The organism is Actinomadura madurae, assembly GCF_047130825.1.
Taxonomy (GTDB): domain Bacteria; phylum Actinomycetota; class Actinomycetes; order Streptosporangiales; family Streptosporangiaceae; genus Spirillospora; species Spirillospora madurae.
The window spans coordinates 5,179,621-5,200,794 of record NZ_CP083237.1; the positions used below are offsets into that span (position 1 = coordinate 5,179,621).

Below are 21,174 nucleotides of genomic sequence, written 5' to 3' on the forward strand. Positions count from 1 at the left end.
GCCGAGCTGCTACGTCGGGAGCGCTCTTGGTCCGTAGGTTGCGGGTTCGAGTCCCACGCGCCCCACCGCGACTGGCCAGGACAGGCGTGGTAGTGCTGCCGGTAGTGCGGTTTGGGATTGATTCGTGCTTGATTCCCGGTGGGTGAGCCGATGGAATTGCTCGATGGACACGCAGCTTTCGTTTCCCGAGTTCGTCACGGCGCTGGGAGAGGTGGGTTTCCCTGGCGTCCCGCAGGCTGCGTTCAAGGTTGCCGAGAGCGGGCCTCTCTTCGTCCCTCCGACCATGGTGCTGCGGGAGGAGTATCTGGGGCCCGGGGGGCTTGAGGCACCGGTGGTCCTGGTCTCTGCGCGCGGTGCGGCCGGCAAGAGCCGCACGGCCGAGGAACTGTCGTACCGGCTGGGGGCGCCACTGTGGAAGCTGGAGCAGGACAAGGCCGTCAGTGGCACGTCGCTGTTCTATGTCCTTGGACAGTATCTGGGTTCCGCAGACGTGCCGGGGAGGCTGGCGCAGCAGTCCAACCCGATGATCCTGATCGACTCATTGGATGAGGCTCGGGCCCTGGTGTCGGGAACCTCCTGGGCCGATTTCGTGGAGTCGATCGCCACCGCTCATCAACACGGCTGCCGGTTTGTGTTGTTCGGCCGGGAGCGGACCCTCGATGAGGTCTGGTTTGATTTGGCTGCTGCGGATGTAGATACCGCCTGGCTGGAGATCTCCCACTTCGGACCGCAGGAGCGCTGCGCCTACGTCGATGGCGTGGTGAGACGGCGGTCGGGATCTACCACGCTGGAGGGCACCTTCTACCGGGCGGCCCGCGATGCGGTCCTGGACTCGGTGGCCGGGGCGGTGTCCGGTCAGGACGCCGAGACGTTCGCAGGCTATCCCCCGGTCCTTGACGCGGTGGCGGCGGTGCTGTTGCGCGAGGACAACCATTATGCGCTCGCGCAGAATTTCGGCTCGACGGGCCAGGGCACCGACCGTCTGACCGAGCTGCAGCGCGTGCTGGAGGATCTGCTGAAGCGGGACCAGGACAAGATGGCCAAGCTGGCCGACGAAATCGGCCTGGACCCCGCCGTGGTCTACCCTCCCGACGAGCAGCTGCGGTGGCTGTGCCATGACCTGGAGAAGGGGCCGGAACCCGACCTGTCGCACATCACCGACCTCAAGGTCCGCCACGACTATCGGGAGAAGATCCGCTCGTTCGTGGCCGACCACCCCTTCCGCAACGAGGGTCGCTGGGCCAGCACGGTTTTTGCCGCCTACACCGCCTCGCAGCTCTTCGGGTCGCTCATCAACGGCCAGCGCCTGATCGAGATCGGCAACGACTCCAGTCTGCTGTTTGACCTGGTTGCCCTCCAGGATGACCCGATGGTCGACGACTGGGAGTTTGCGGCCCTGCACGCCTCGATCACCGCCGGTGAGTTCAGCGGAGCCCTGGCGACGGTGACCGCGATCGAAACCGACGGCGGCTACTACGAGGTCACCATGAGCCTCCAGAAGGCCGACGCGCCCTACGAGAAGACCTTCACAATGATCCCCGAAACCGAGCAGGTCCTGCACCTGCATGGCCCGGTGGAAGGCCTGACTGTCTCGACCTCGGCGACGCTGGAGATCCCCGCGCGCCGAACCCCGGTCGTGCTCGGCCCCGACGTCTTCCTCCACTGCAACACCCTGACCATCAAGGGGACGGCGGTTGAGTTCGCCCATCGCGTGGGGCCGGCAGCCGATAACGGCGAGAGCGACGGCATGGTGACGATCGAGGTGGTGAACCCCGGCCTCGACCTTCCCCACATGATCACCAGGGAGCCGCGGAATGGGACCTTCGAACTGCGGGTCCCCGAGGGCACGACGCTGCACTACCCCTGGGTCGGGTACAGAGCGATGTTGGAACTTCCTCACAAGATCAACGCCAATGACCGTGCGGTCCGGTTCCTGAATATGTTCATGAACCTCACCCGTGCGCACGGTCACCGAGGCGAGCGCGGGACCTTCATCCACAAGTTGCGAGGACGTCAGGCCCTCAAGGGCACCGACTTCCAGGCCGCTGTCCAAGTTCTACAGACCCGCGGCATCGCGCGCCTGGACGGCCAGATGATCTATCTGCGCAAGGAGCACGAGCCGTACCGCTTCAGCGGCAAGGCGATCGACGGCCAGCGTCTGATCAAGGACGTCTGGGACCACTGGGGCCCGGTCATCGACGAGATCACCCAGTGCATCGACCGCCAACGGTAAGCCTTGCGCATGCCGAAAGGCTACGTCCACGCAGGTCAAGCATCATGTTCGTACCTCGGCAGCTCCCTCGACCGAACCGTGGAAGCGCGAACGGGCCCACCCCGAGCCGCCCCAGGGCACCGAGTCGTGCAGCCGGATCGGTGGCAGTCCGGTCTCCATGGACAACTGCTCGAACTGCTCGGTGACATCGTTGGGATCCACCGGCTGGCTGGTGGGTGTGGTGAAGGCATAGCCCGTTTCGGTCCAGCGGTCACCGGCGGCGAGGCGTTCGGCGTTCTGCCGTGCCTTGTGGGCGCGCAGTTCCTTGACGGTGATGGAGTCCAGGCTGACGGTGGCCTCTCCCGCTTCGGATTTTGGTTTGCCTTCGAAGGTGTCGACGCCGATCTGGGTGATCTGCCAGCGAATCGCCGCCGTGCCATTGGCAAGGTCGACGTCGGTCCAGCGCAGGCCGCAGGATTCACCACGCCACAGGCAGCGGAAGGCGATCAGGTGGTACTGCGCGTAGAGGCGATGACCGCGGGCCCGGCGCAGAACTTGTTGGTCAGGGCGGGGGCCACACCATGACCCGAGATAGGCTCGGGGCACCGATGTAGGCGTCCAGTCGGTTGATGTTCTCCCCGATCCGCTTGTCCGGTTCGAATTGGCCTGCCGCCTACGGCGGGCGTTCATCGTCTGGATGTGGGCGGCGAAGTCACGCTCCCATTGGGCGATGCGTTCGTCAGCCCACACCGAGCGTCTTGGGCGCCTTCCCCGAAGGTAGCTCAACCAACGAGGCGACGTTGACCTCGATGAGGCGCTGCTTGATCGCCCTGTTCAGCGCCGACCGCAGGGTGGCGCGGATGCGTTGCTTGGTGGCCGGGCCGACCACCCGGCGGCCCTTGACCTCGGCGCGCAGTCTGAGGTCGCCGGACTCGCGGGCGGCGGTGATGAGGTCGTTGAGTTCGTCGATGGCATCGAAGACCCGCTCGACGTCGGTGACGCGGCGGGAAGGTCGGCCATGCGGATCGCGAGAGTGGCAAGGGCGAGGCGTTCGGGGAGCGCTTCGTTGAACTTGAGGCCGGCGGAGGGCGGAGGACGTCGATGTCCGGCAGTGTCAGCCGGGCGCCATCGATTGCGGCCCGCCAACTCTCCGGAGTGAGGTCGGCGCGGAGCCGGATCGCGGGACCGTCGAAGCGTTGCGCTTCGTCGGTAACGTCGGAGAGGGTCACGGTCAGGACGGCGTTGGCGCGGTAGCCCGAGAAGGTCCACCAGCGCAGGTGGGAAGCGCTCGCCGAGAATATCCGCTTCATTCACGAGGACACCTGATTCGACCCCGAATGTGGTTCCGGCAAGGCAGCCGTGGCATGGGCTGGCTCGGCTGGCGGCTGTGGAGGTGCGCGGCTCCTTCGATGGTGCGCGCACCGCGATCACCACGCGGTGCGACGCGGGCCGAGGATCGCGACCCTGCACCGCTCCAGCGACCCCGGTCGAAGAATGGGTCGCCGCCCACGCCCTGGAAACCCGGGCAGCCGCGCCGGGGGCGTAGTGGTCGACGATCGAACGCTTGTGACCTTCATCACACTTCTATTCTGCGTTGGCGTCGACCCTTGGCCATCATTTGCACTCGCGACCAGCACCCGCATCAGCATGCAGGTACTGCGCAGTGTTACTGCGCAGTGCCCTGTTTCGGCAGAGCGAGAGGCTCACAAGGCCCCTCCCGGCTTCCTATCTGTTGTTAAATCGCCTCAAAGGACGTCGTCATTGCCTTCCTGTCGTCGCCAGGCGTCAGGCGCGTGCTGACAGGACAGGCGAAGCGGATGGTGCGCAGCAACACTGCGCACTGGCCTTATGGGACACTGAAGGCAGGAGTACTGCAGATGAAGTCGTTCTTCGAGTTGCTCGGGAAGGCGATGGAGAGCACGGGCATGACGCTGCGGCTCTGCCTGCTGATCGCCGTCGTGGCGAGCGCGTACTACTTCATCCAGGTGCGATAGAGCAAGCTTGGGACGAGGAGGATCACGCGTGGAGAACAGGGACGCCCAGGTGTACGCGGCTGATGCCGTGGACCGACTCTGGCGGGCTTACCTGCCGTTCCGGCGAGGCCGCAGCATCTTCGGTGATCTGCCCAGGATGCTCGCGATCTTGGTTCTCGCGCGATTCGTCGAGACGACGGGGGAACCGGGGAGCGAGCTGGTCAGGCGGTGGAAGCGAGCCGTCACAGAGGCGCGCTCTGGCGCCTCGCCGCTGGTCGACCTGCGCGCGGCGATGCAGGACGCCGGCATGAACGAGCGCTTTCCGGTCCCTGACCTCCTTCCCGCTCGGGGCAGAACCATCGTTGACGACGGAGCGCCCGAGGACATGCCGTGGGCGGCCGCCTTCCTAGCCGAGCTGGACAAGACTTCACCCTTGACCGAGGCCGAGGCGGCACAGGTCTGCGACCTCCTTCTGGAGCGGCATGTTAAGGACAACCCCTTCTCTGCAGGCGAGTTCTACACACCGCGCGGGGTCGGCGATCTGATGGTTCGATTGACGTCTCCGCAGGCCGGAGACCGAATCCTCGATCCGGCCTGTGGAACCGGAGGCATACTCGCCGCCGCGGCACAACGCATCGCACAGTCTGGACGGGTCGATGAGGCCTCCTTCGAGGCCTACGCCACGGATCACAGCAACGTGCAGCTCGCGAAGATGAACATGGTCCTCCATGGCGTGGAACGGCCTGTCGTCCAGGCAGGCGACCCATTGTCGCTCTATCAGGATAAGAGAGACAGCCGTGTCGACCGGGTGTTGGGCAATCCGCCGTTCAACCAGCGCATTGATCGAGTCGACATGGCGCACTGGCCCTTCGGCACACCGCCCAGGGCCAATGCCAATTTCCTCTGGCTGCAACTCGCTTGGAGTCGTCTGAGCGACGATGGAATTGCAGCGATGGTCATGCCTGCGGGAGCCGCGTTCCACAGCGGCCGAGCGGCGACGATCCGCAAGGAGATGCTTACCGGTGGAGCCCTACTCGGCGTCATCGCCTTGCCAGCGAACCTTTTCCAGGAAACCTCCATTCCCGTGCACGTCTGGCTGCTCGCCCGTGATAAGTCCCGCCATCTGTCGGCCGGGGCAGAGAACACCGTCCTCTTTATCGACGCCAGCAGCCTCGGCACGCAGGCACCACGACAACCACGCACGCTTGCTGCGGAGGATGTGGACAAAATCTGCGGTCGGTTCGTAGAGTGGTTGCGTTCTCCTTGGACGACGTTCGACGAACCAGGGTTCTCGAGAGCGGTCACTCACGAAGAGGTCTTGCGGAATGCGGGCGACCTAAACCCTCGGCGCTACGTCGCCGTCGAGCGCAAGGAGCCGGAGCGGTCCCCTGACTTTAGTCGACTCCTCAGTCAGTTGGATCGGGCGACCACCGATTCGAGCGCCGAAATTCGGGAGACCTTTGGCGCGTACGAGCAGTTGGTCCGAACGAGGAGCGCAGCTCCGCGCGTACCGCTCCAGAGCGTCATCAACAGCAGTACACGAGTTCTGCCCGAGGGCAAGAAATCAGGTCGAATCCTCGCCGGCCCCTCCGGAAGCCTCCTCCGTGCCGGCGACTACAGGGACGACGGCGTGCCAGTGGTGATGCCCAGGGACCTGACCGACGATGGCTTCAGTACGACGAACATCAGATACGTCCCTGCCGACAAAGCCCAAGGCCTTGACCGCTTCCGACTCCAACGTGGGGACATCGTCCTGGCACGCCGTGGGGAGTTGGGTCGGTGTGCCGTGGTGCGCGACGAGCAACAAGGGTGGGTGTGCGGAACCGGGTGTTTCATCCTCCGCCTCCCGTCAGCCATCGACGCCGAGTATCTGTCGGCGTATCTCCGGAGTCCGGAGGCGCGCGAGTGGCTCGACGCGCACTCCACGGGAAGTATCAACATGAAGACCATCTCGCTCGACGTCCTGGGAAACCTACCCATCGTGGTACCCGATCTCGAGACCCAAAGGGCCATCGCCACCATGATGACAAGGCTGGACGATCACAAGCGGGTACTGCAAGCTCAACTCGAGCTGATGCAGGAACTGCGTCACGAGGCTTTGGAAGGGATTCTGAAAAACTAGGCTACCCGGGTGGGCCGCCCATCGACAGCACCGCTATGCGGCGGCAGCGAATGGCAGAACGGCGTATAGGGGAATTCGGTTTGGGCTTTCGGCCTCACTCCGACTACCGACACCAAGTCGCAGGGCTGCCACACACGGTCGGTGGACGGGCATGTTTGCTCGTTGTCTGCTCGGCGGTTCCGAACCGGACTGGCACGGAGCGGAATGTGGCGGCACGGTGATGGTGCTGGATGCGGACAGAGCGGTACAGTCTGACACTGAGAGGACTGTTCTGATACGAGAGCAGCCGACTTTTAATCCGTAGGTTGTGGGTTCGAGTCCCACGCGACCCACCACCCTCACCAGGGCAAACGCGAGATCGTTCCGGTTTGCCCGCCGCCCGATTCGCCCCGTTCCGTCCCCCCGTCTGCTCGATGTTTGCTCGCGGGCACGGATCGGGCCTGGTCACCCCCGATTTCCAACGATGTTCCCCGGCACACGCCCGCCGTCGTGTATGGGAGGCGGCGCCGTGTGCTTCGAGGATCATTCCGCGAGCGGTATCAGCGCTAGTCGCACGTCACGCCGATCCGGGTGCGCTCGACGCTTCTCCAGATCCCCACTCGCCCCAAGGGCGTCGCGACTAGACAGGTGCAGCGACCGTCCCATCTGCGGCAACACCCTCTTCGCGGCGCTTCAATACCGCTTCCCAGCGGAGGCAACTTTCGCCCCGTATGCGAACAAGCACCTGGGTGGGTCTCCTCTGGCGTCGACGATGCGTATATACAGTGATGACAGCCACGCTGACATCGAAGGGGCCCGGTGGAAGAGCACGATCAGGAAGTTCGGTTCAATCAGGCGATGGGAGCCAGGATCCGCGCTGCCCGCAAGGACGCCGATCTCGTCCAAGCCCAGCTTGCCCAGATGGTCGGGCTTTCTCGGGCGTCGATCACCAACATCGAAGCCGGCGCGCAGGCGCCACCCCCCTACAAGCTGGCCTTGATCGCCGATGTGTTGAGAGTCAGCGCCGCTGACCTGCTGCCCGTGCTGGCTGAGCTTGGCGGAGTCGAGCCGGGGATGCCAGAGCACCTTGCGGAAGCCCTGGCCAGCGTGACATCCGCAGCCAGCGAGCTGGCGGGAGGCAGTCATGGCCAGAGCTGATGTCGCCGCACGCGAACTGCTCGACAAGGAGGGCATCGTGAAGCCCCCCGTGGACCCGTTCCGGATCGCCCAGGAGCTACTCGGAGTCCTCCTAGTCCAGCCAGAGATGAAGGACGACGTGTCCGGGATGCTCGTCCGCGAACCTACGCGTACCGTGATCGGGATCAACCAAGGTCATGCCGCTACCCGGCAGCGGTTTACGGTGGCGCACGAGATCGGGCATCTGCAGCTCCACAAGGGCCGTCCGTTGATCATGGACACGGACGTGCGGGTGAACCTGCGCGACAAGGTTTCCAGCATGGCGACCGACCGTGAGGAGATCGAGGCGAACCGGTTCGCCGCCGCTCTCCTGATTCCCGACCGCCCTGGCCGTCAGCCCCGCCGCGAGCCAGCTGGCACAGTTTGTCAGCCTCGTTGTCGCTCCGGGTGGGCTCGGAGAACCAGGACCGCTCCAGTACGTGCTCTCAACCCACCAGCTCATAGCGCTGGCAACTTCCCTCAATCCTGAATGCTTTTTCGAGCGGACTACCGGGCTGGGAGACGCACGAGTCGAGTTGACCGGCGTTCATGAATCCGCCGAACGCGCCCGCGCCGCACGGCGACGTGCCCAGCGCTCGACCAGGATCCGCCTTGCCCGTGCCGGAGACCGACTCTTGACCTCGGCCCAACGCAACTGGACCGCATTGATTTGCCAGTGATCGCCGCTTTAGCCACCACCTCAGCCAGACTCTACGTCGCCCCGCGCAAATGGCGGCTTTGAGGGCACAGTCGGCCCGCTCGCAGCCATCGCCGCATATAAGAACCAGTCCCGGCTGGCGTGATGTGCTCATCTGCGGTCACCTCGCCGGTCAAACAAATCACCTGCCACCCGCGGTGCTGCTTCGCGGAGGGTGGTCATCGTGGGCACGACAATGCCGATGTCACTCGACGTGCTGCCAGGGCCAACTGCAGTATGGGCGCCGAAGGAGTGTTTCGAATCTGGGCAGTGCACGCGCCAGTTTGGTTGCGCAGTTGCGTGCTCGGGGAATCTTGCCGTGGCGGAGGCCGGTCAGGGGCGGTTTTTGCCGAGTTCTGCTGTTAGTTCGGCGGAGAACTGTTCGGCATCGGAGAGGCGGGTGCGGATCTTTTCGCAGCGTTCTTCGACCAGGGAGCGGTAGACGGTGAGGCGTTTGGTGAGTTCGGTGCGGGTGGGGTCGTCGGTGTCGTCGCAGCGTAGCTGGTCGAGGATGGTCAGCAGGTCGCGCATTTCTTCGAGGGTGAAGTCGAGTGGCTTCATCCGCTTGATGACCAGGAGGCGGGCCACGTCGTCGTCGGTGTAGAGGCGGAAGCCGCCCTGGGAGCGCGCCGTGGGCAGGGCGAGGCCGACTTCTTCGTAGTGGCGGATGGTGCGCAGGCTCAGGCCGGTCCGGTCGGCGACCTCACCGATTTGCATGTGCCTGCCGCTCATCGAGTTCCTCCTTCTGTCATCGGCGCCCGCTCCTCGGGGCGACCGATGATCTTTGCCCGCCGGTCAAGCTTGCCATCAACTCGCGCACAGCGCGGTCTCCCCTACGCCGCCGAGCTATTCGGGCCATCCTAACTTTACGAGAGGGTAGGTTGCTTCTCCGGGCGGCGCGCCCACATCTCGCCGTCGTCCTGCGCTGCGCGATGACCTGTGATCTCCATTTGGCACAGGCTCTGGCCCTTGCGTACTCCCAGCGGCGTCGCCCAAGGTCCAAGCGGCTTCTGCCGCAGGTTGCGCGCCGTTCTGCCCAGGCAGCACTACTGCGGACTTTGCCGCGACGGGAGAGATTGCGGTCTAAGCTGTCGGTAGTGGGTTGAATGCAAAGAGTGCACTCTGCTCTCAAGGTCGATACCCGGGATGTGGCATGGCTGGACTTCCTCCTGGTGCTGCGCTCTACGTCTGCGCCCTTGTCGGCCTGGCTGGAGGTTTCGTCTCGTCCTCCGCCGTCGAGGTCGACGCCTGGGGCACGCTCATCGCGCTGGTCGTGTTGTTCTTGGTTTGCGATTCCTTGCCGGCCCGGTTGAAGATCGAGCGGGCGCGGGTGTCGCTGGGCTTCGCGGTGGGTCTGGCGTCGGTGGTGCTGCTCGGATCTGCGGGTGCGGCGCTGGTGGGGGCGAGCGCCGTGGCGACCTGGCAACGAGTCTCACCCGTCAAGCGGCTCTTCAACGGGGCTCAGTTCGCAGTCGGCGGTTACGCGGCCGGGACGGTGTTCGGTCTGTTGGGCGGGGACCGGTTCCAGCCGGAGCAGGCTCAGTGGGTCCAGGACGTCATCGGGCCGTTCGTGGCTGCGCTGGCCACGTTCGTGGTGGTCAACCTGGCGCTCACGGCGGGTGTGCTGCTGCTGAGCGGGCAGGCGACGCCAGGTGAACTGGCACGCGAGAGCGGCACACTCGCTGGAGCCTGCCTCGGCTATGGCCTGTTGGGGCTTCTGATCGCTGGGCTGTGGGCAGCCTTGGGGCTCGTGGCCGCGGTGCTCGTGCTGCTGCCCTTGTTCGTCGCGCGGTGGGCGCTGGAGCAGGCGTTCGCCCAGCAGCGCGCCCATGAAGCCACGCTGGCGGCGCTGTGCCAGGCGGTGGAGACCAAGGACCCGTTCACGCACGGGCACTGCGGGCGGGTCTCCCGCGCCGCGGTGATGATCGCCCGCCAGATCGGGATGCGTTCTGAGCGGGTGGAGGCCATCCGGTACGCGGGGATGCTGCACGACATCGGCAAGCTCGGCGTCCCCACCAAGATTCTCCGTAAGGACGGGCCGCTGACCGAGGAGGAGTTCACCGAGATCCAGTTGCACCCGATGCGGGGGCTGGAGATCGTCCGGGAGATCGGGTTTCTGGACGAGGCGCTCGCCGGCATCATGCACCACCACGAGAAGATGAACGGCCGCGGCTACCCGCTGGGCCTTGCCGGGGACGAGATCCCTGAGTTCGCCCGGGTGATCGGGGTCGCCGACGCCTTCGATGTGATGACCTCCACGCGCCCCTACCGGCCGGCCCGTCCTGTTGAGGACGCCATAGCGGAACTGCGGCGCTGCTCTGGCAGCCAGTTCGATCCGGTCATGGTGGACGCGTTCCTGCGGGCCCTGGAGTCGCACGGCTGGGAGACGGGCGCAGCGCGGCGGGAATGGGCCGGGCGTGCAGAAGGTGCAGGGACGTGACGGCCCGAGTGAGCGCGACGTAGAGCCGCTGTGATCCGCGCGGCTCGGCAGCGACGATGTCCGCGGGCTCGATGAGGATGACGGCGTCGAATTCCAGTCCCTTGGCGAGGGTGGCCGGGACGCAGACCAGCCGGGACGATTCCAGGGAGTCTTCGCCGTGCCCGAGCAGGGCCGGTTCCAGTCCTTCGGAGTCGAGCTGGTCGTGGATCGCCTTCGGGGGTGAGGTCGCGTCGGGCGGCCTTGGCCAGGAAGGCGGCGTCCGAGAGCAGCCGGAACAGCACCTGTTCGGGGACGAGTTCGGGCCAGATCTGGGCCAGCAGTTGCTTGACCGGTTTGGAACCGGCCACCGTCGCGTGGGCCCCGCTCTCGCCGCGGCGTTCCATCTGGGCCAGCACCGCGTTGGCGAGCCGTTTGGCGGCGGTGGCGCGGCCCGCGTTGTAGCGCAGGGTGGCGATGATTTCGCTGACCTCGTGGTCGGGGACGCGGTGGCGGTAGGCGCCGCTGGGATACATCAGCCCTTCGGTGGGCCGGGTGACGTGCAGCCACAGCGCCCGATGGAGCACGGCGGCCATGCGTCCGTCCCCCTTGAGGCGGGAGACCTCGGGGTCCTCGCCTGGACGGGCGGGGATCCGGTCGATCAGCCCGTCGAGCGTGGTCTGGACGACGCTGACCTCCCCGAGCGCCGGGAGGACATGGCGGATGTAGGACAGGAACGCGGGGTTGGGGCCGACGACCGCGACACCTTTCCCTGTCAGCCGGTCGCGTTCGGCATACAGCAGGTAGGCGATGCGGTGCAGGCCGACGGCGGTCTTGCCGGTGCCGGGCGCGCCCTGCACGCACAGGGTGACGTCGAGCGGGGCGCGGACGAGGTCGTCCTGCTCGGGTCGGATGGTGGCGACGATGTCGCGCATCGGCCCGGACCGGGGACGTTCGATCTCGGCCGCGAGGAAGGCATCGGCTTGCTGATGCCCGCCGGGTCCGGTCAGGGACTCGTCCTCGTAGGCGGTGCGTTCTCCGGTGTCGGAGAACCTGTACCGGCGCCGGGACACCACGCCGCGCCGATCGTCAGGGGTGGCGCGGTAGAACACCGCGGAGATGGGCGCTCGCCAGTCGATGACCAGGGGGCGGCCCGCGCCGTCGTGCACGTGCCGCCGGCCGATGTGCAGTCGGTCCCCGGTCGCGGCGCCGCGCGGGTGGGCCGGGTCGGCCGCGTGTACGGCGCCGGGCTCGAAGTCGAGGCGTCCGAAGAACAGCGGCACGTCGGGGAGGTCGACCAGGGCCAGGGCGCGCCGTTCAGGGGCTTGCCGCAGGAACAGCCGCTCGGCGAAGTTGTCGTTGTCTTCGGTGGTGGCTGTCACCTGGGTTTCGGTGGTGACGACGTCGCGGTGCATGCGGCGAAGCGCGGCCTGGGCCATGGCCGGGTAGTCGCGTTCGGCCTGTACCTCGGGGTCGGTGGCAGCGGACTCTGTCATGGAAGAAAGGAATCTCGGCTGTCAGTCGGCGCGTGTCTGCGTGACGTAGACGGTGTTGGCCGCGGTGCCGCCCTGGATGGGGTTGGGGAACTCCACCACGTGAGCGCTCACGGTGGCGAAGACCTCGCCGAGCACCGCACGGAAATCCTCGTCCGGCGGCTCGTTCGACCACAGGGCGAAGACGCCGCCCGGGTGGAGTTGCCCGGCCAACCGGCGTAGCGGACCTGGCCGGTAGAACGGCGCATGGCCGGAGGCGAGGACGCGCCGGGGTGAGTGGTCGATGTCCAGTAGAACGGCGTGCACCCGGCGCCCTACACCGTCCCGCTCCAGGCCGGCTGGGGCCCCGGCCAACGCGAAGAAGTCTCCTTGGACCAACTGGCAGCGGGGATCGGAGGTCAGCCGGCCGCCCAGCGGAACCAGCTTCCGCTGGTGCCATTCGATCACTTCGCCGAGGGTCTCCACCACGGTGAGCGAGCGCACCCGGGGATCGTCCAGTGCCGCCTGGGCGGTGTGGCCGAGCCCCAGCCCTCCGACGACGACATCGAGTTCGTCTCCTTGTGCGGCGGCCAGGCCTAGCCGGGCGAGTTCGGTCTCTCCGGTGGTCCACAGGCTCGACATCAGGAACTCATCGTCGAGCTTGATCTCGTACACCTCGACGCCCGCGGACGGGTCCCGGCGCCGCCTCAGGCTGATGGCCCCCATCGGCGTCGGACGCCAGTCAAGCTCTTCGAACAGTGCGCTCATGCGCTTTCATTCCTTGGAGTCGGTGTCGGTGATCGAGCGTGTGCGTCTTGGACCGCGACGTTCTGCGCCGGGCTCGTCTCGGTGATCAGTGCGCGGCACCTGATTTGTTCCGCGTCGAAATATAACCTCTCGTAAGGGAAGGTTACGCCCGTGGCAGTGCCCCGGGGTGCCAGAACGGGGCCCTCACATCGGCGAGCCGGCCGAACCGCTCGGATCCGATGAGCCGCCGGCAGCACCGAGGGGCGCGGGCGTGGTGACAGATCCGCCGCGCGCTTCATGGCGCGCTGTGCCCGGAGCGGGGTTGGGATCATCGAGCACATCGGCGACGATGCAGGTGACGTTGTCCGGCGCGCCCTTCAGGTAGGCCAGATTGATCAGTTCCTCGACGGCCCTCACCGGTTCGGCGCAGCCGGTGAGGACCTGCTGGAGCTTTTCTGCGGGCACGATCCCTGACAAGCCGTCCGAACAGAGCAAGAACCGGTCCGCGGGCTGGACCTCGTGCAGGGACACGTCAGGTTCCGCGGCGCCCATCGCGTCGAGCGCCTTGGTCAGGACCGAACGATGTGAGTGCCCGGCAGCCTGCTCCACGGTGATGTAGCCGTCTTCCACCAGCGCGCGCACCATCGTGTGGTCGACGGTGAGTTGGTGAAGCCGTCCTGAGCGCAGCAGGTAGGCGCGGGAGTCGCCGATGTGGGCGAGCGCGATCCGCCGTCGGTCCAGCAGTATCGCGGTGAGTGTCGTCCCCATGCCGGTCAAGCCAGGAACACTGTCCGCCCTCGCCCGCAATTCCGATCGGGCGGCCTCCACGGCCCGGTCCAGGGCGGCGATGGGTGTGGCGTCGAGGGTGCGGTCCATGCACACAAGGCAGTTGATCGCGATGGAGCTGGCGACGTCTCCCCCCGCGTGCCCGCCCATGCCGTCGGCGACCGCCAGCAAGCGGTCGGTCGCGATCGCCGAGTCCTGGTTCGCCTGTCGCCACAGTCCGATATCGGATCTGGCGGCATGCCTGAATGTCAACATCCCACGCCTTCCGGCCTGAACGGGCGTCCATGCCCTACTGAAGAGGCGACAGGGTCCGAGGCGGACCAGGCCGGCCGTTCTGTGTTCGGTCTCGCGCTACCGGGGGATTTGCACTTTAACGATGGAGGAGAGTTGCTCCAAGGGTCACTGCTCACCGCCAGCAGTGCGATCATCTGCGGCTCAGGCGGCCGGTGCATGCGGGCGCCGGTTACCCACACCACGCAGTACCGCGTCTCCGGACGTGGCCCGAAGCATGGGACCCATCCCGTGTGGCGCGTGTGGTTGTTCTCGCGCCGCCGCGAGCACGCCTTGCAGGCGGCAGCGCGAGAACCATGCGCGATCGGCGAGCTGCCTCCGGCCGACCGGCATGCAAGGTACTCTAACGTAAGGTTAGATTGGACGGTACCGCGGCGTCTTCAGGTGGTGAGCGGGATGCAGATCGGCGAGGTGGCCGAGCGGACGGGGCTGTCGCTGCGCACGATCCGTTACTACGAGGAGGTCGGGCTGGTGACGCCGTCCGCGCGGACGCCCGGCGGCTTCCGCGTGTACACCGAGGCCGACGCGACACGGCTCGAACTCGTCAAGCGGATGAAGTCGCTGGAGTTCACGCTGGAGGAGACGCGTTTGCTGTTCGCGGTGCTGGGCGGCCTGGCCGCCGAGCCGACCGCGCAGGAGCGGCGGGAACTGGTCGACCAACTGGCCACCTGGTGCACCGAGATCGACTGGCGCTGCGCGCTGCTGCGCGAGCATCTGCAGATCGCCGAGGGCCTGGCCACCAGCCTCGACCGGGAATTCGCAACCCAAACGGGCTGGCCGAAGGCGCCGACGCGGCCACACAAACACCTTCCGCCCGGCTGGGCGGGTGAGGCGGAATACGAGAGGGGGCGGCGGTGAGCGGCGGCACGGGAACGCCGGAGGACGTGACGGCGGAGGCGGCGCGGCGCCGGACGTTCGCGGTGATCAGTCACCCGGACGCCGACAAGTCCACGCTGACCGAGGCGCTGGCGCTGCACGCGGCGGCGATCGACGTGGCCGGGGCGGTGCACGGCAAGACCGGGCGGCAGGGCGTGCGGTCGGACTGGATGGACATGGAGCGCTCGCGCGGCATCTCCATCACCTCCTCGGTGCTGCGGTTCGAGTACGGCGGCGCGTTGTTGAACCTGCTGGACACCCCGGGCCACGCCGACTTCTCCGAGGACACCTACCGGGTGCTTGCGGCCGTGGACGGCGCGATCATGCTGCTGGACTCGGCCAAGGGCCTGGAGGCCCAGACGCTGAAACTGTTCGACGTGTGCCGCCACCGCGGCATCCCGGTGATCACGTTCGTCAACAAGTGGGACCGTCCCGGCCGCGAGCCGCTGGAACTGCTGGACGAGGTCGAGCAGCGCATCGGCCTGCACCCGGCCCCGCTGAACTGGCCGGTCGGGATCGCCGGGGACTTCCGCGGTCTGATCGACGGCGCCGACGGCTCCTACACCCGCTTCCGCCGCACCCCCGGCGGCGCCACCCGCGCGATCGCCGAACACGTCCCGGCCGAGCAGGCGGCCGCCGAGGAAGGCGACGCCTGGCAGACCGCCACCGAGGAACTGGCGTTGCTGGACGAGATCGGCGCCACCCTGGACATGGACGCCTTCGCCGCCGGAATCTGCACCCCCGTCCTGTTCGGCGCCGCGCTGCCGAACTTCGGTGTGGGCGCACTGCTGGAAACGGTGCGCCGGCTGGCTCCCGCCCCCTCGGCGCGCACCGACACCGACGGCGGGAAGCACCCGGTGTCGGCGCCGTTCTCCGGCCAGGTGTTCAAGGTCCAAGCGGGGATGGACAAGGCCCACCGCGACCGGCTGGCCTTCATCCGGGTCTGCTCCGGCCGGTTCGAACGCGGCATGTCCCTCACCCACGCCTCGACCGGACGTCCACTGGCGACCAAGTACGCCCAGACGGTGTTCGGGCGCGACCGCTCCACCCTGGACGCGGCGTACCCCGGCGACGTGATCGGGCTCCCGAACGCCTCAGGCCTGACGGTCGGCGACACCCTGTACGTCAAGACACCGGTGGCCTTCCCGCCGATTCCGGCGTTCGCCCCCGAACACTTCATGGTGGTGCGGGCCAAGGACAACAGCCGGGCCAAGCAGTTCCGCCGCGGCATCGACCAGCTCGACGGCGAAGGCGTCGTGCAGGTGCTGCGCAGCGACCTGCGCGGCGACCAGGCCCCGGTGCTCGCCGCGGTAGGGCCGCTGCAGTTCGATGTGGTCACCGCCCGGATGGCCGACGAGTTCGGCGCGCCCGTCGAGCTGACCCGCCTCGACTACGGCACCGCCCGGATCACCGACAAGGAGTCCGCCGAGACGCTCAACGGGCGGCGCGGTGTCGAAGTACTGACCCGCGCCCTGGACGGGTCGCTCATCGCCATCTTCGTCGACAAATGGCGCGTCCGCGCCGTCGAACGCGAGTACCCCGACCTCACCCTTACACCGATGCTGGCAGCAGGCGTCCCGGACTGAGCACTGCGGCTGAAGCGATCGCTGGCCGGAGTCCGGATGCCGTGAAGGGTACCGATTGCTCAGAACACCCATCGATCAAGCCGATGAGAAGCACTCGTTCGTTCGGCACGAGGGGTCGCGGCGGCTCCGTCCTCGTCGTGCTGCTGCTGGCCTCGACGCTCGGAGTGATGGGCGGCGCGACCATCGCCCCGCTCATCGAGGTGATTCGCAAAGATCTGGAGGTGGGCGGAACCGCCGCCGGGATCTTCCTGACCTGCCACAGCCTGGCCATCGCGCTGGCCAGCCCGCTCGCCGGACACCTCACCGACCGGCTCGGCCCCCGCCTCCCGCTGGCGGTGGGCCTGCTGCTGTACGGGACCGGCGGCGGCGCCGGGCTCGTCCTGGACTCCTACCCCGCCCTGCTGGCATCGCGGCTGGTGCTGGGGGCGGGCGCGGCGGCTGTCTTCACCTGCTCCACCGTCGCTCTCCTCGCCCTGTACAAGGGGCCCGAACGGGACCGGGTGATGGGGTGGCGGACGACCGCGACCAGCGCGGGCGGCTTCGTCTACCCGCTGCCGGCCGGAGTCCTCGGCCGTTTCTCCTGGCACATCCCGTTCGCCCTCTACCTTGTAGGCATCCCCCTGGGCATCGCCGTCCTGCTCACCCTCCCGCGCTCGTCCACGCCGGAGACCGGCCCGGCGTCCACGCGGGAGACCGCCGAAGGCGGAGCACTGCGGCTGCTGCGCGAGCACCCCGTCCTGCTGGCCCTGTGCGGGCTGTGGGTGGCGACCATGGGCCTGCTCATGGTGTTCGCGGTGTTCCTTCCGCAGCGGCTCGACCAGGTCGGTGTCCAGGACACCTTCCTGGTCGCCCTCTACGGGGTCGTCATCGCCTCGGCCGTGGCCAGCCTGGTCGGCCTCGGCTACGCCCGACCCTCACCGTCCTGGTCGACCGGTCGGTGCCCGCAGACCGGCGCGGTACCGCCACCTCGCTGCAGGCCACCGCGTTGTTCGGCGGCCAGTTCGGCTCACCGCTGCTGTTCGGGCCCCTGATCGACTCCACGTCCATCACCGTCGGAGCGCTGGTGTCGGCCGCCGGTGCCTCCGCCATCGTGTTCGCGCTCTTCTGCTGAAGGAACCCCGCGACCACGGCGACGTCACGCCGCAGGTCCTGGACGAAGCCGTCCCAGCGCACCGGGCCGGGCAGAGTTCTGAGCCCGCCGCCGAGCCTGTGGCGTCAGGCCGGTAGTTGGGCGAACTGGGCGTGGTGCAGGCGGGCGTATGCGCCGCCGGCGGCGAGGAGCTCGTCGTGGGTGCCCTGTTCGGCGATCCGGCCGGCGTCCATTACCAGGATGTGGTCGGCGTCGCGGATGGTCGACAGCCGGTGCGCGATGACGAAGGCGGTGCGGCCTTGGCGAAGCGAGGTCATGGCCTGCTGGATGAGCATCTCGGTGCGGGTGTCGACCGAGCTGGTGGCCTCGTCCAGGATGAGGATCCGCGGTTCGGTCAGGAAGGCGCGGGCGATGGTGATGAGCTGCTTCTCCCCCGCGCTCAGTGCCCCCTCCTCATCGTCGAGGACGGTGTCGTAGCCGTCGGGGAGCGCGCGGATGAACCGGTCGGCGTGGGCTGCCCGGGCGGCCTGGACGATCTGGTCGCGGGTGGCGTCGTCGGCGCCGTAGGCGATGTTGTCGGCGATGGTGCCGTGCCGGAGCCAGGTGTCCTGCAGGACCATGCCGATGTGGCCGCGCAGTTCGGCGCGGGACATGGCGGCGATGTCGGTCCCGTCCAGGGTGATGCGGCCGCCGGTCGGGTCGTAGAAGCGCATGAGCAGGTTGACCAGGGTGGTCTTGCCCGCGCCGGTCGGGCCGACGACCGCGACGGTGTGGCCGGGCTCGACGGTCAGGGAAAGGTCGTCGATGAGCGGCTCGCCGGGCGTGTAGCGGAAGGCGACGTGCTCGAACGCGACACGGCCGCGGACGTGGACGGGACGCAGCGGTACCACTGGGTCGGGTGCCTGCTCCTCGGCGTCGAGCAGTTCGAAGACCCGCTCGGCCGAGGCGACGCCTGACTGCACCATGTTGCTCAGCGCGGCCATCTGCGCGAGGGGCTGGTTGAGCTGGGTGGTGTACTGGATGAACGCTTGGACGTCCCCGATCGACATGGCCCCAGCGGCGATCCGCAGGCCGCCGGCGACGGCGACGGCGACATATCCCAGGTGCCCGACGAAGGTCAGGGCGGGCTCGATGGCGCCGGAGATGAACTGGGCGCGGTGTGCAGCGGCGCGCAGGTCGTCGTTGTGGGCGTCGAAGCTGCGGCGGGCCTGGTCGTGCCGGCCGAAGGCGGTGACGAGCGCGTGGCCGGTGTACATCTCCTCGATGTGGCCGTTCAGCCGTCCGGTCGCATCCCACTGCCGCGCGAACTGGGGTTGCGCGCGCTTGCCGACGCGGGCGGTGACCACGGCCGCGATCGGGATGGTGACCAGTGCGACCAGGGTGAGCGGCGGGGAGAGCGCGAGCATCATGACCAGCACGCCGATGGGCGTGATGATGGAGTAGACGATCTTGCCAAGGCCGTTCTGCAGCGTGCCGGCGATGTTGTCGATGTCGTTGGTGACACGGGACAGGATCTCGCCGCGGTTGCGGGCGTCGTAGTAGCCGAGCGGCAGCCGGGTCAGCTTGTCCGTGGCCATCTCGCGCAGCCGGAACGCCGTCCGGTGGGCGATGACCGCGGCGAGCCGTCCCCGGACGACGTGAATCAGCGCGAGGGCGACGACGATCGCGGCCACGGTCGCCAGCGTCCGCCCCACCGCCGCGAAGTCCACGTCGCGGTTCCCGCTGACGCCCGCATAGACCAGGTCGGTGGCGTGCCCCAGAAGCCGGGGGCTGATGACCGACAGGCTCATGCTGGCCAGGACCAGCAGCAGGGTGACGGCGAGCAGCAGGCGGTCGATGCCCATCATCCGCAGCAGCCGCGAGACCGTCCGGGCGAAGTCGTGCGGCTTCTGCTCGCCGGTTCCGTTGTGTGCGGCCCCTCGCGCGACGCTCATCTACGCGGCCTCCTGCTCAGTGAGCTGGGACAGGACGATCTCCCGGTAGGTCCGGTCGGTCTTCATGAGTTCGTCGTGGGTGCCGGTTCCGGTGACGCGTCCCTCCTCCAGGACGGCGATGCGGTCGGCGTGCCGGATGGTCGACACCCGCTGGGCGACGATGAGCACGGTGGCGCCGCGGGTCTCCTCGGCCAGTGCGGCGCGCAGGGCGGCGTCGGTGGCATGGTCCAGTGCCGAGAACGCGTCGTCGAACAGGTAGATCCGCGGGCGGGCCACCAGGGCGCGGGCGATCGCCAGGCGCTGGCGCTGGCCGCCGGACACGTTCGTCCCGCCCTGCCCGATGGGTGCGTCGAGGCGGCCGGGCATCGCCTCGACGAAGTCGCGGGCCTGCGCGACCTCCAGGGCGTGCCAGAGATCGGAGTCGGACGCCTCCGGGTCACCGAAGCGCAGGTTGGACGCCACGGTCCCAGAGAACAGGAACGGCTGCTGCGGAACGAGCCCGACCAGCCGCGCCAGCGCGGTCCGGTCCAGATCGCGGACATCGGTCCCGGCGATGAGCACGGCGCCGCCGCTGACGTCGAACAGCCGGGGAACCAGGCTGACCAAGGTGGTCTTGCCCGCGCCGATGGAGCCGACGACCGCGGTGATCCGACCGGGCCGGGCGACCAGGTTCACCTCCCGCAGGACCGGCTCCTCCGCGCCCGGGTAGCCGAACGAGACGTTACGGAGCTCCACCGGCCCGCCCTCACGTGACACGGCGGGCAATGCGCGGACGGGCTCGCGCGGCGGAGCGACGCTCGGCACGGTATCGAGCACCTCGGTGATCCGCTCGGCGCACACCTTGGCGCGCGGTGCCATCAGGAACGCGGCCGTCGCCATCATCACCGCGCCCAGCAGCTGCGCCAGGTACTGCAGGTAGGCCAGCAGGGACCCGATCTCCATTGCCCCGGCGGCGACCCGGTGCCCGCCGAACCACACCACCGCGACACCGGCGAACTCGGTGACGATCAGCACGGTCGGCATCATCAGCGGTTGCAGCCATCCCAGGCGCAGTGCCACATCCAGGAGTCCGGCGTTGGTGCGGGCGAACCGGCGCCGCTCCTCCTCGTCGCGGACGAACGCGCGAATCACCCGAATACCGGTGATCTGCTCGCGCACGACCCGGTTCACCTGATCGACCCGGCCCTGCATGGACCGGAACAGCGGCCCCATCGCCCGCAGCAGCAACGCGACGGCGCCCGCCAGCACCGGCAGAGCGATCAGCAGTGACAGCGACAGCGGGACGTCCTGGTTCAGCGCCATCAGCAGCGCCCCGACGCCCGTGATCGGGGCGACGACCACCATCGTGAAGCCCATCTGCACCAGCATCTGCACCTGCTCGACGTCATTGGTCGTGCGGGTGATCAGAGAAGGGGCCCCGAAACGGCCGACCTCACGGGCCGAGAACCGCTGTACCGCGCCGAACACGGCCGCCCGCAGGTCCCGTCCCAGAGCCGTGGCCGTTCCCGTGGCGGCATACACGGCGGCCACGGCGCAGCCGACCTGCAGCAGAGTGACGGCCACCATGACACCGCCCGCCCTCAGCACATAGCCGGTGTCCCCCGCGACCACGCCGTTGTTGATCAGATCGGCGTTCAGCGTCGGCAGATACAAGGTGGCGGACGCCTGCAGCACCTGCAGAACCATCACCAGCGCGATGGACCGGCGATACGGATGCAGATGGGCGCGCAATACCCGAGCCAGCACAAGACCTCCCGTCCTCGGGTCCCCAGCACATCAACTCATGGCACAGAGTGTCAAATGCCTATTTGGGCAAC

The 21,174-nt window shown here is 67.7% G+C and carries 16 protein-coding genes; 8 read left to right on the top strand and 8 right to left on the bottom strand.

Features of this window, described 5'->3' with window-relative positions:
• The first annotated feature begins 163 nt into the window (after nucleotides 1-163).
• Nucleotides 164-2,233 (top strand): hypothetical protein, encoded by a 2,070-nt coding sequence (locus K8Z49_RS23335; RefSeq protein ID WP_412520880.1) that lies wholly within the window; start codon nucleotides 164-166, stop codon nucleotides 2,231-2,233.
• Nucleotides 2,234-2,275: 42 nt separating this feature from the next.
• Here K8Z49_RS23335 and K8Z49_RS23340 read toward each other — a convergent pair whose 3' ends face one another.
• Together K8Z49_RS23340 and K8Z49_RS23345 are read right to left on the bottom strand one after the other, a co-directional pair.
• Nucleotides 2,276-2,962 carry a hypothetical protein gene (locus tag K8Z49_RS23340; protein ID WP_412520882.1) on the bottom strand — a complete coding sequence of 229 codons (687 nt, stop codon included), beginning with the start codon at nucleotides 2,960-2,962 and terminating at the stop codon, nucleotides 2,276-2,278.
• Nucleotides 2,952-3,101 (bottom strand): hypothetical protein, encoded by a 150-nt coding sequence (locus tag K8Z49_RS23345; protein WP_412520884.1) that lies wholly within the window; start codon nucleotides 3,099-3,101, stop codon nucleotides 2,952-2,954. The genes K8Z49_RS23340 and K8Z49_RS23345 overlap by 11 nt, the downstream gene beginning before the upstream one ends.
• Nucleotides 3,102-4,234: 1,133 nt before the next feature.
• Between K8Z49_RS23345 and K8Z49_RS23350 the strand changes: the two genes are divergently transcribed.
• The 3 genes from K8Z49_RS23350 to K8Z49_RS23360 all read left to right on the top strand — a co-directional run bounded on the left by K8Z49_RS23350 (nucleotide 4,235) and on the right by K8Z49_RS23360 (nucleotide 7,952).
• Nucleotides 4,235-6,307 (top strand): N-6 DNA methylase, encoded by a 2,073-nt coding sequence (locus tag K8Z49_RS23350; RefSeq protein WP_412520885.1) that lies wholly within the window; start codon nucleotides 4,235-4,237, stop codon nucleotides 6,305-6,307.
• Nucleotides 6,308-7,105: 798 nt separating this feature from the next.
• Entirely contained in the window at nucleotides 7,106-7,444 is a 339-nt protein-coding gene (locus K8Z49_RS23355; protein ID WP_412520886.1) for a helix-turn-helix domain-containing protein, read from the top strand.
• Complete coding sequence (locus K8Z49_RS23360) at nucleotides 7,431-7,952, top strand: ImmA/IrrE family metallo-endopeptidase (RefSeq protein ID WP_412520887.1); 522 nt, start codon at nucleotides 7,431-7,433, stop codon at nucleotides 7,950-7,952. The genes K8Z49_RS23355 and K8Z49_RS23360 overlap by 14 nt, the downstream gene beginning before the upstream one ends.
• Before the next feature lie 540 nt (nucleotides 7,953-8,492).
• Here the strand turns inward: K8Z49_RS23360 and K8Z49_RS23365 are convergent.
• Nucleotides 8,493-8,891 carry a MerR family transcriptional regulator gene (locus K8Z49_RS23365; RefSeq protein ID WP_021593260.1) on the bottom strand — a complete coding sequence of 133 codons (399 nt, stop codon included), beginning with the start codon at nucleotides 8,889-8,891 and terminating at the stop codon, nucleotides 8,493-8,495.
• 421 nt (nucleotides 8,892-9,312) lie between these two features.
• Between K8Z49_RS23365 and K8Z49_RS23370 the strand changes: the two genes are divergently transcribed.
• Nucleotides 9,313-10,599, top strand: coding sequence for an HD-GYP domain-containing protein (locus K8Z49_RS23370; protein ID WP_412520888.1), 1,287 nt, complete (start codon nucleotides 9,313-9,315; stop codon nucleotides 10,597-10,599).
• On the opposite strand, the gene K8Z49_RS23375 is transcribed toward K8Z49_RS23370, so the two are convergent.
• The 3 genes from K8Z49_RS23375 to K8Z49_RS23385 all read right to left on the bottom strand — a co-directional run bounded on the left by K8Z49_RS23375 (nucleotide 10,499) and on the right by K8Z49_RS23385 (nucleotide 13,835).
• A complete protein-coding gene (locus K8Z49_RS23375) occupies nucleotides 10,499-11,107 on the bottom strand; it encodes an ATP-binding domain-containing protein (RefSeq protein ID WP_412521144.1) in 609 nt (202 codons plus the stop codon). The genes K8Z49_RS23370 and K8Z49_RS23375 overlap by 101 nt on opposite strands.
• Nucleotides 11,108-12,092: 985 nt before the next feature.
• Nucleotides 12,093-12,815 carry a spermidine synthase gene (locus K8Z49_RS23380; RefSeq protein WP_412520890.1) on the bottom strand — a complete coding sequence of 241 codons (723 nt, stop codon included), beginning with the start codon at nucleotides 12,813-12,815 and terminating at the stop codon, nucleotides 12,093-12,095.
• Between the two features lie 183 nt (nucleotides 12,816-12,998).
• Nucleotides 12,999-13,835 (bottom strand): PP2C family protein-serine/threonine phosphatase, encoded by an 837-nt coding sequence (locus tag K8Z49_RS23385; RefSeq protein ID WP_412520892.1) that lies wholly within the window; start codon nucleotides 13,833-13,835, stop codon nucleotides 12,999-13,001.
• A 432-nt stretch (nucleotides 13,836-14,267) separates the two neighbouring features.
• Here K8Z49_RS23385 and K8Z49_RS23390 point away from each other — a divergent pair, with 432 nt between their 5' ends.
• The 3 genes from K8Z49_RS23390 to K8Z49_RS23400 all read left to right on the top strand — a co-directional run bounded on the left by K8Z49_RS23390 (nucleotide 14,268) and on the right by K8Z49_RS23400 (nucleotide 17,364).
• A complete protein-coding gene (locus tag K8Z49_RS23390) occupies nucleotides 14,268-14,729 on the top strand; it encodes a MerR family transcriptional regulator (RefSeq protein WP_021593266.1) in 462 nt (153 codons plus the stop codon).
• Complete coding sequence (locus tag K8Z49_RS23395) at nucleotides 14,726-16,333, top strand: peptide chain release factor 3 (RefSeq protein WP_412520894.1); 1,608 nt, start codon at nucleotides 14,726-14,728, stop codon at nucleotides 16,331-16,333. The genes K8Z49_RS23390 and K8Z49_RS23395 overlap by 4 nt, the downstream gene beginning before the upstream one ends.
• Nucleotides 16,334-16,416: 83 nt before the next feature.
• Complete coding sequence (locus K8Z49_RS23400; RefSeq protein ID WP_412520896.1) at nucleotides 16,417-17,364, top strand: MFS transporter; 948 nt, start codon at nucleotides 16,417-16,419, stop codon at nucleotides 17,362-17,364.
• Nucleotides 17,365-17,548: 184 nt separating this feature from the next.
• Here the strand turns inward: K8Z49_RS23400 and K8Z49_RS23405 are convergent, their stop codons facing one another.
• Together K8Z49_RS23405 and K8Z49_RS23410 are read right to left on the bottom strand one after the other, a co-directional pair.
• Nucleotides 17,549-19,357 (bottom strand): ABC transporter ATP-binding protein, encoded by a 1,809-nt coding sequence (locus tag K8Z49_RS23405; RefSeq protein WP_412520898.1) that lies wholly within the window; start codon nucleotides 19,355-19,357, stop codon nucleotides 17,549-17,551.
• Nucleotides 19,358-21,043 (bottom strand): ABC transporter ATP-binding protein, encoded by a 1,686-nt coding sequence (locus K8Z49_RS23410; protein ID WP_412521146.1) that lies wholly within the window; start codon nucleotides 21,041-21,043, stop codon nucleotides 19,358-19,360.
• Between the last annotated feature and the right edge of the window lie 131 nt (nucleotides 21,044-21,174).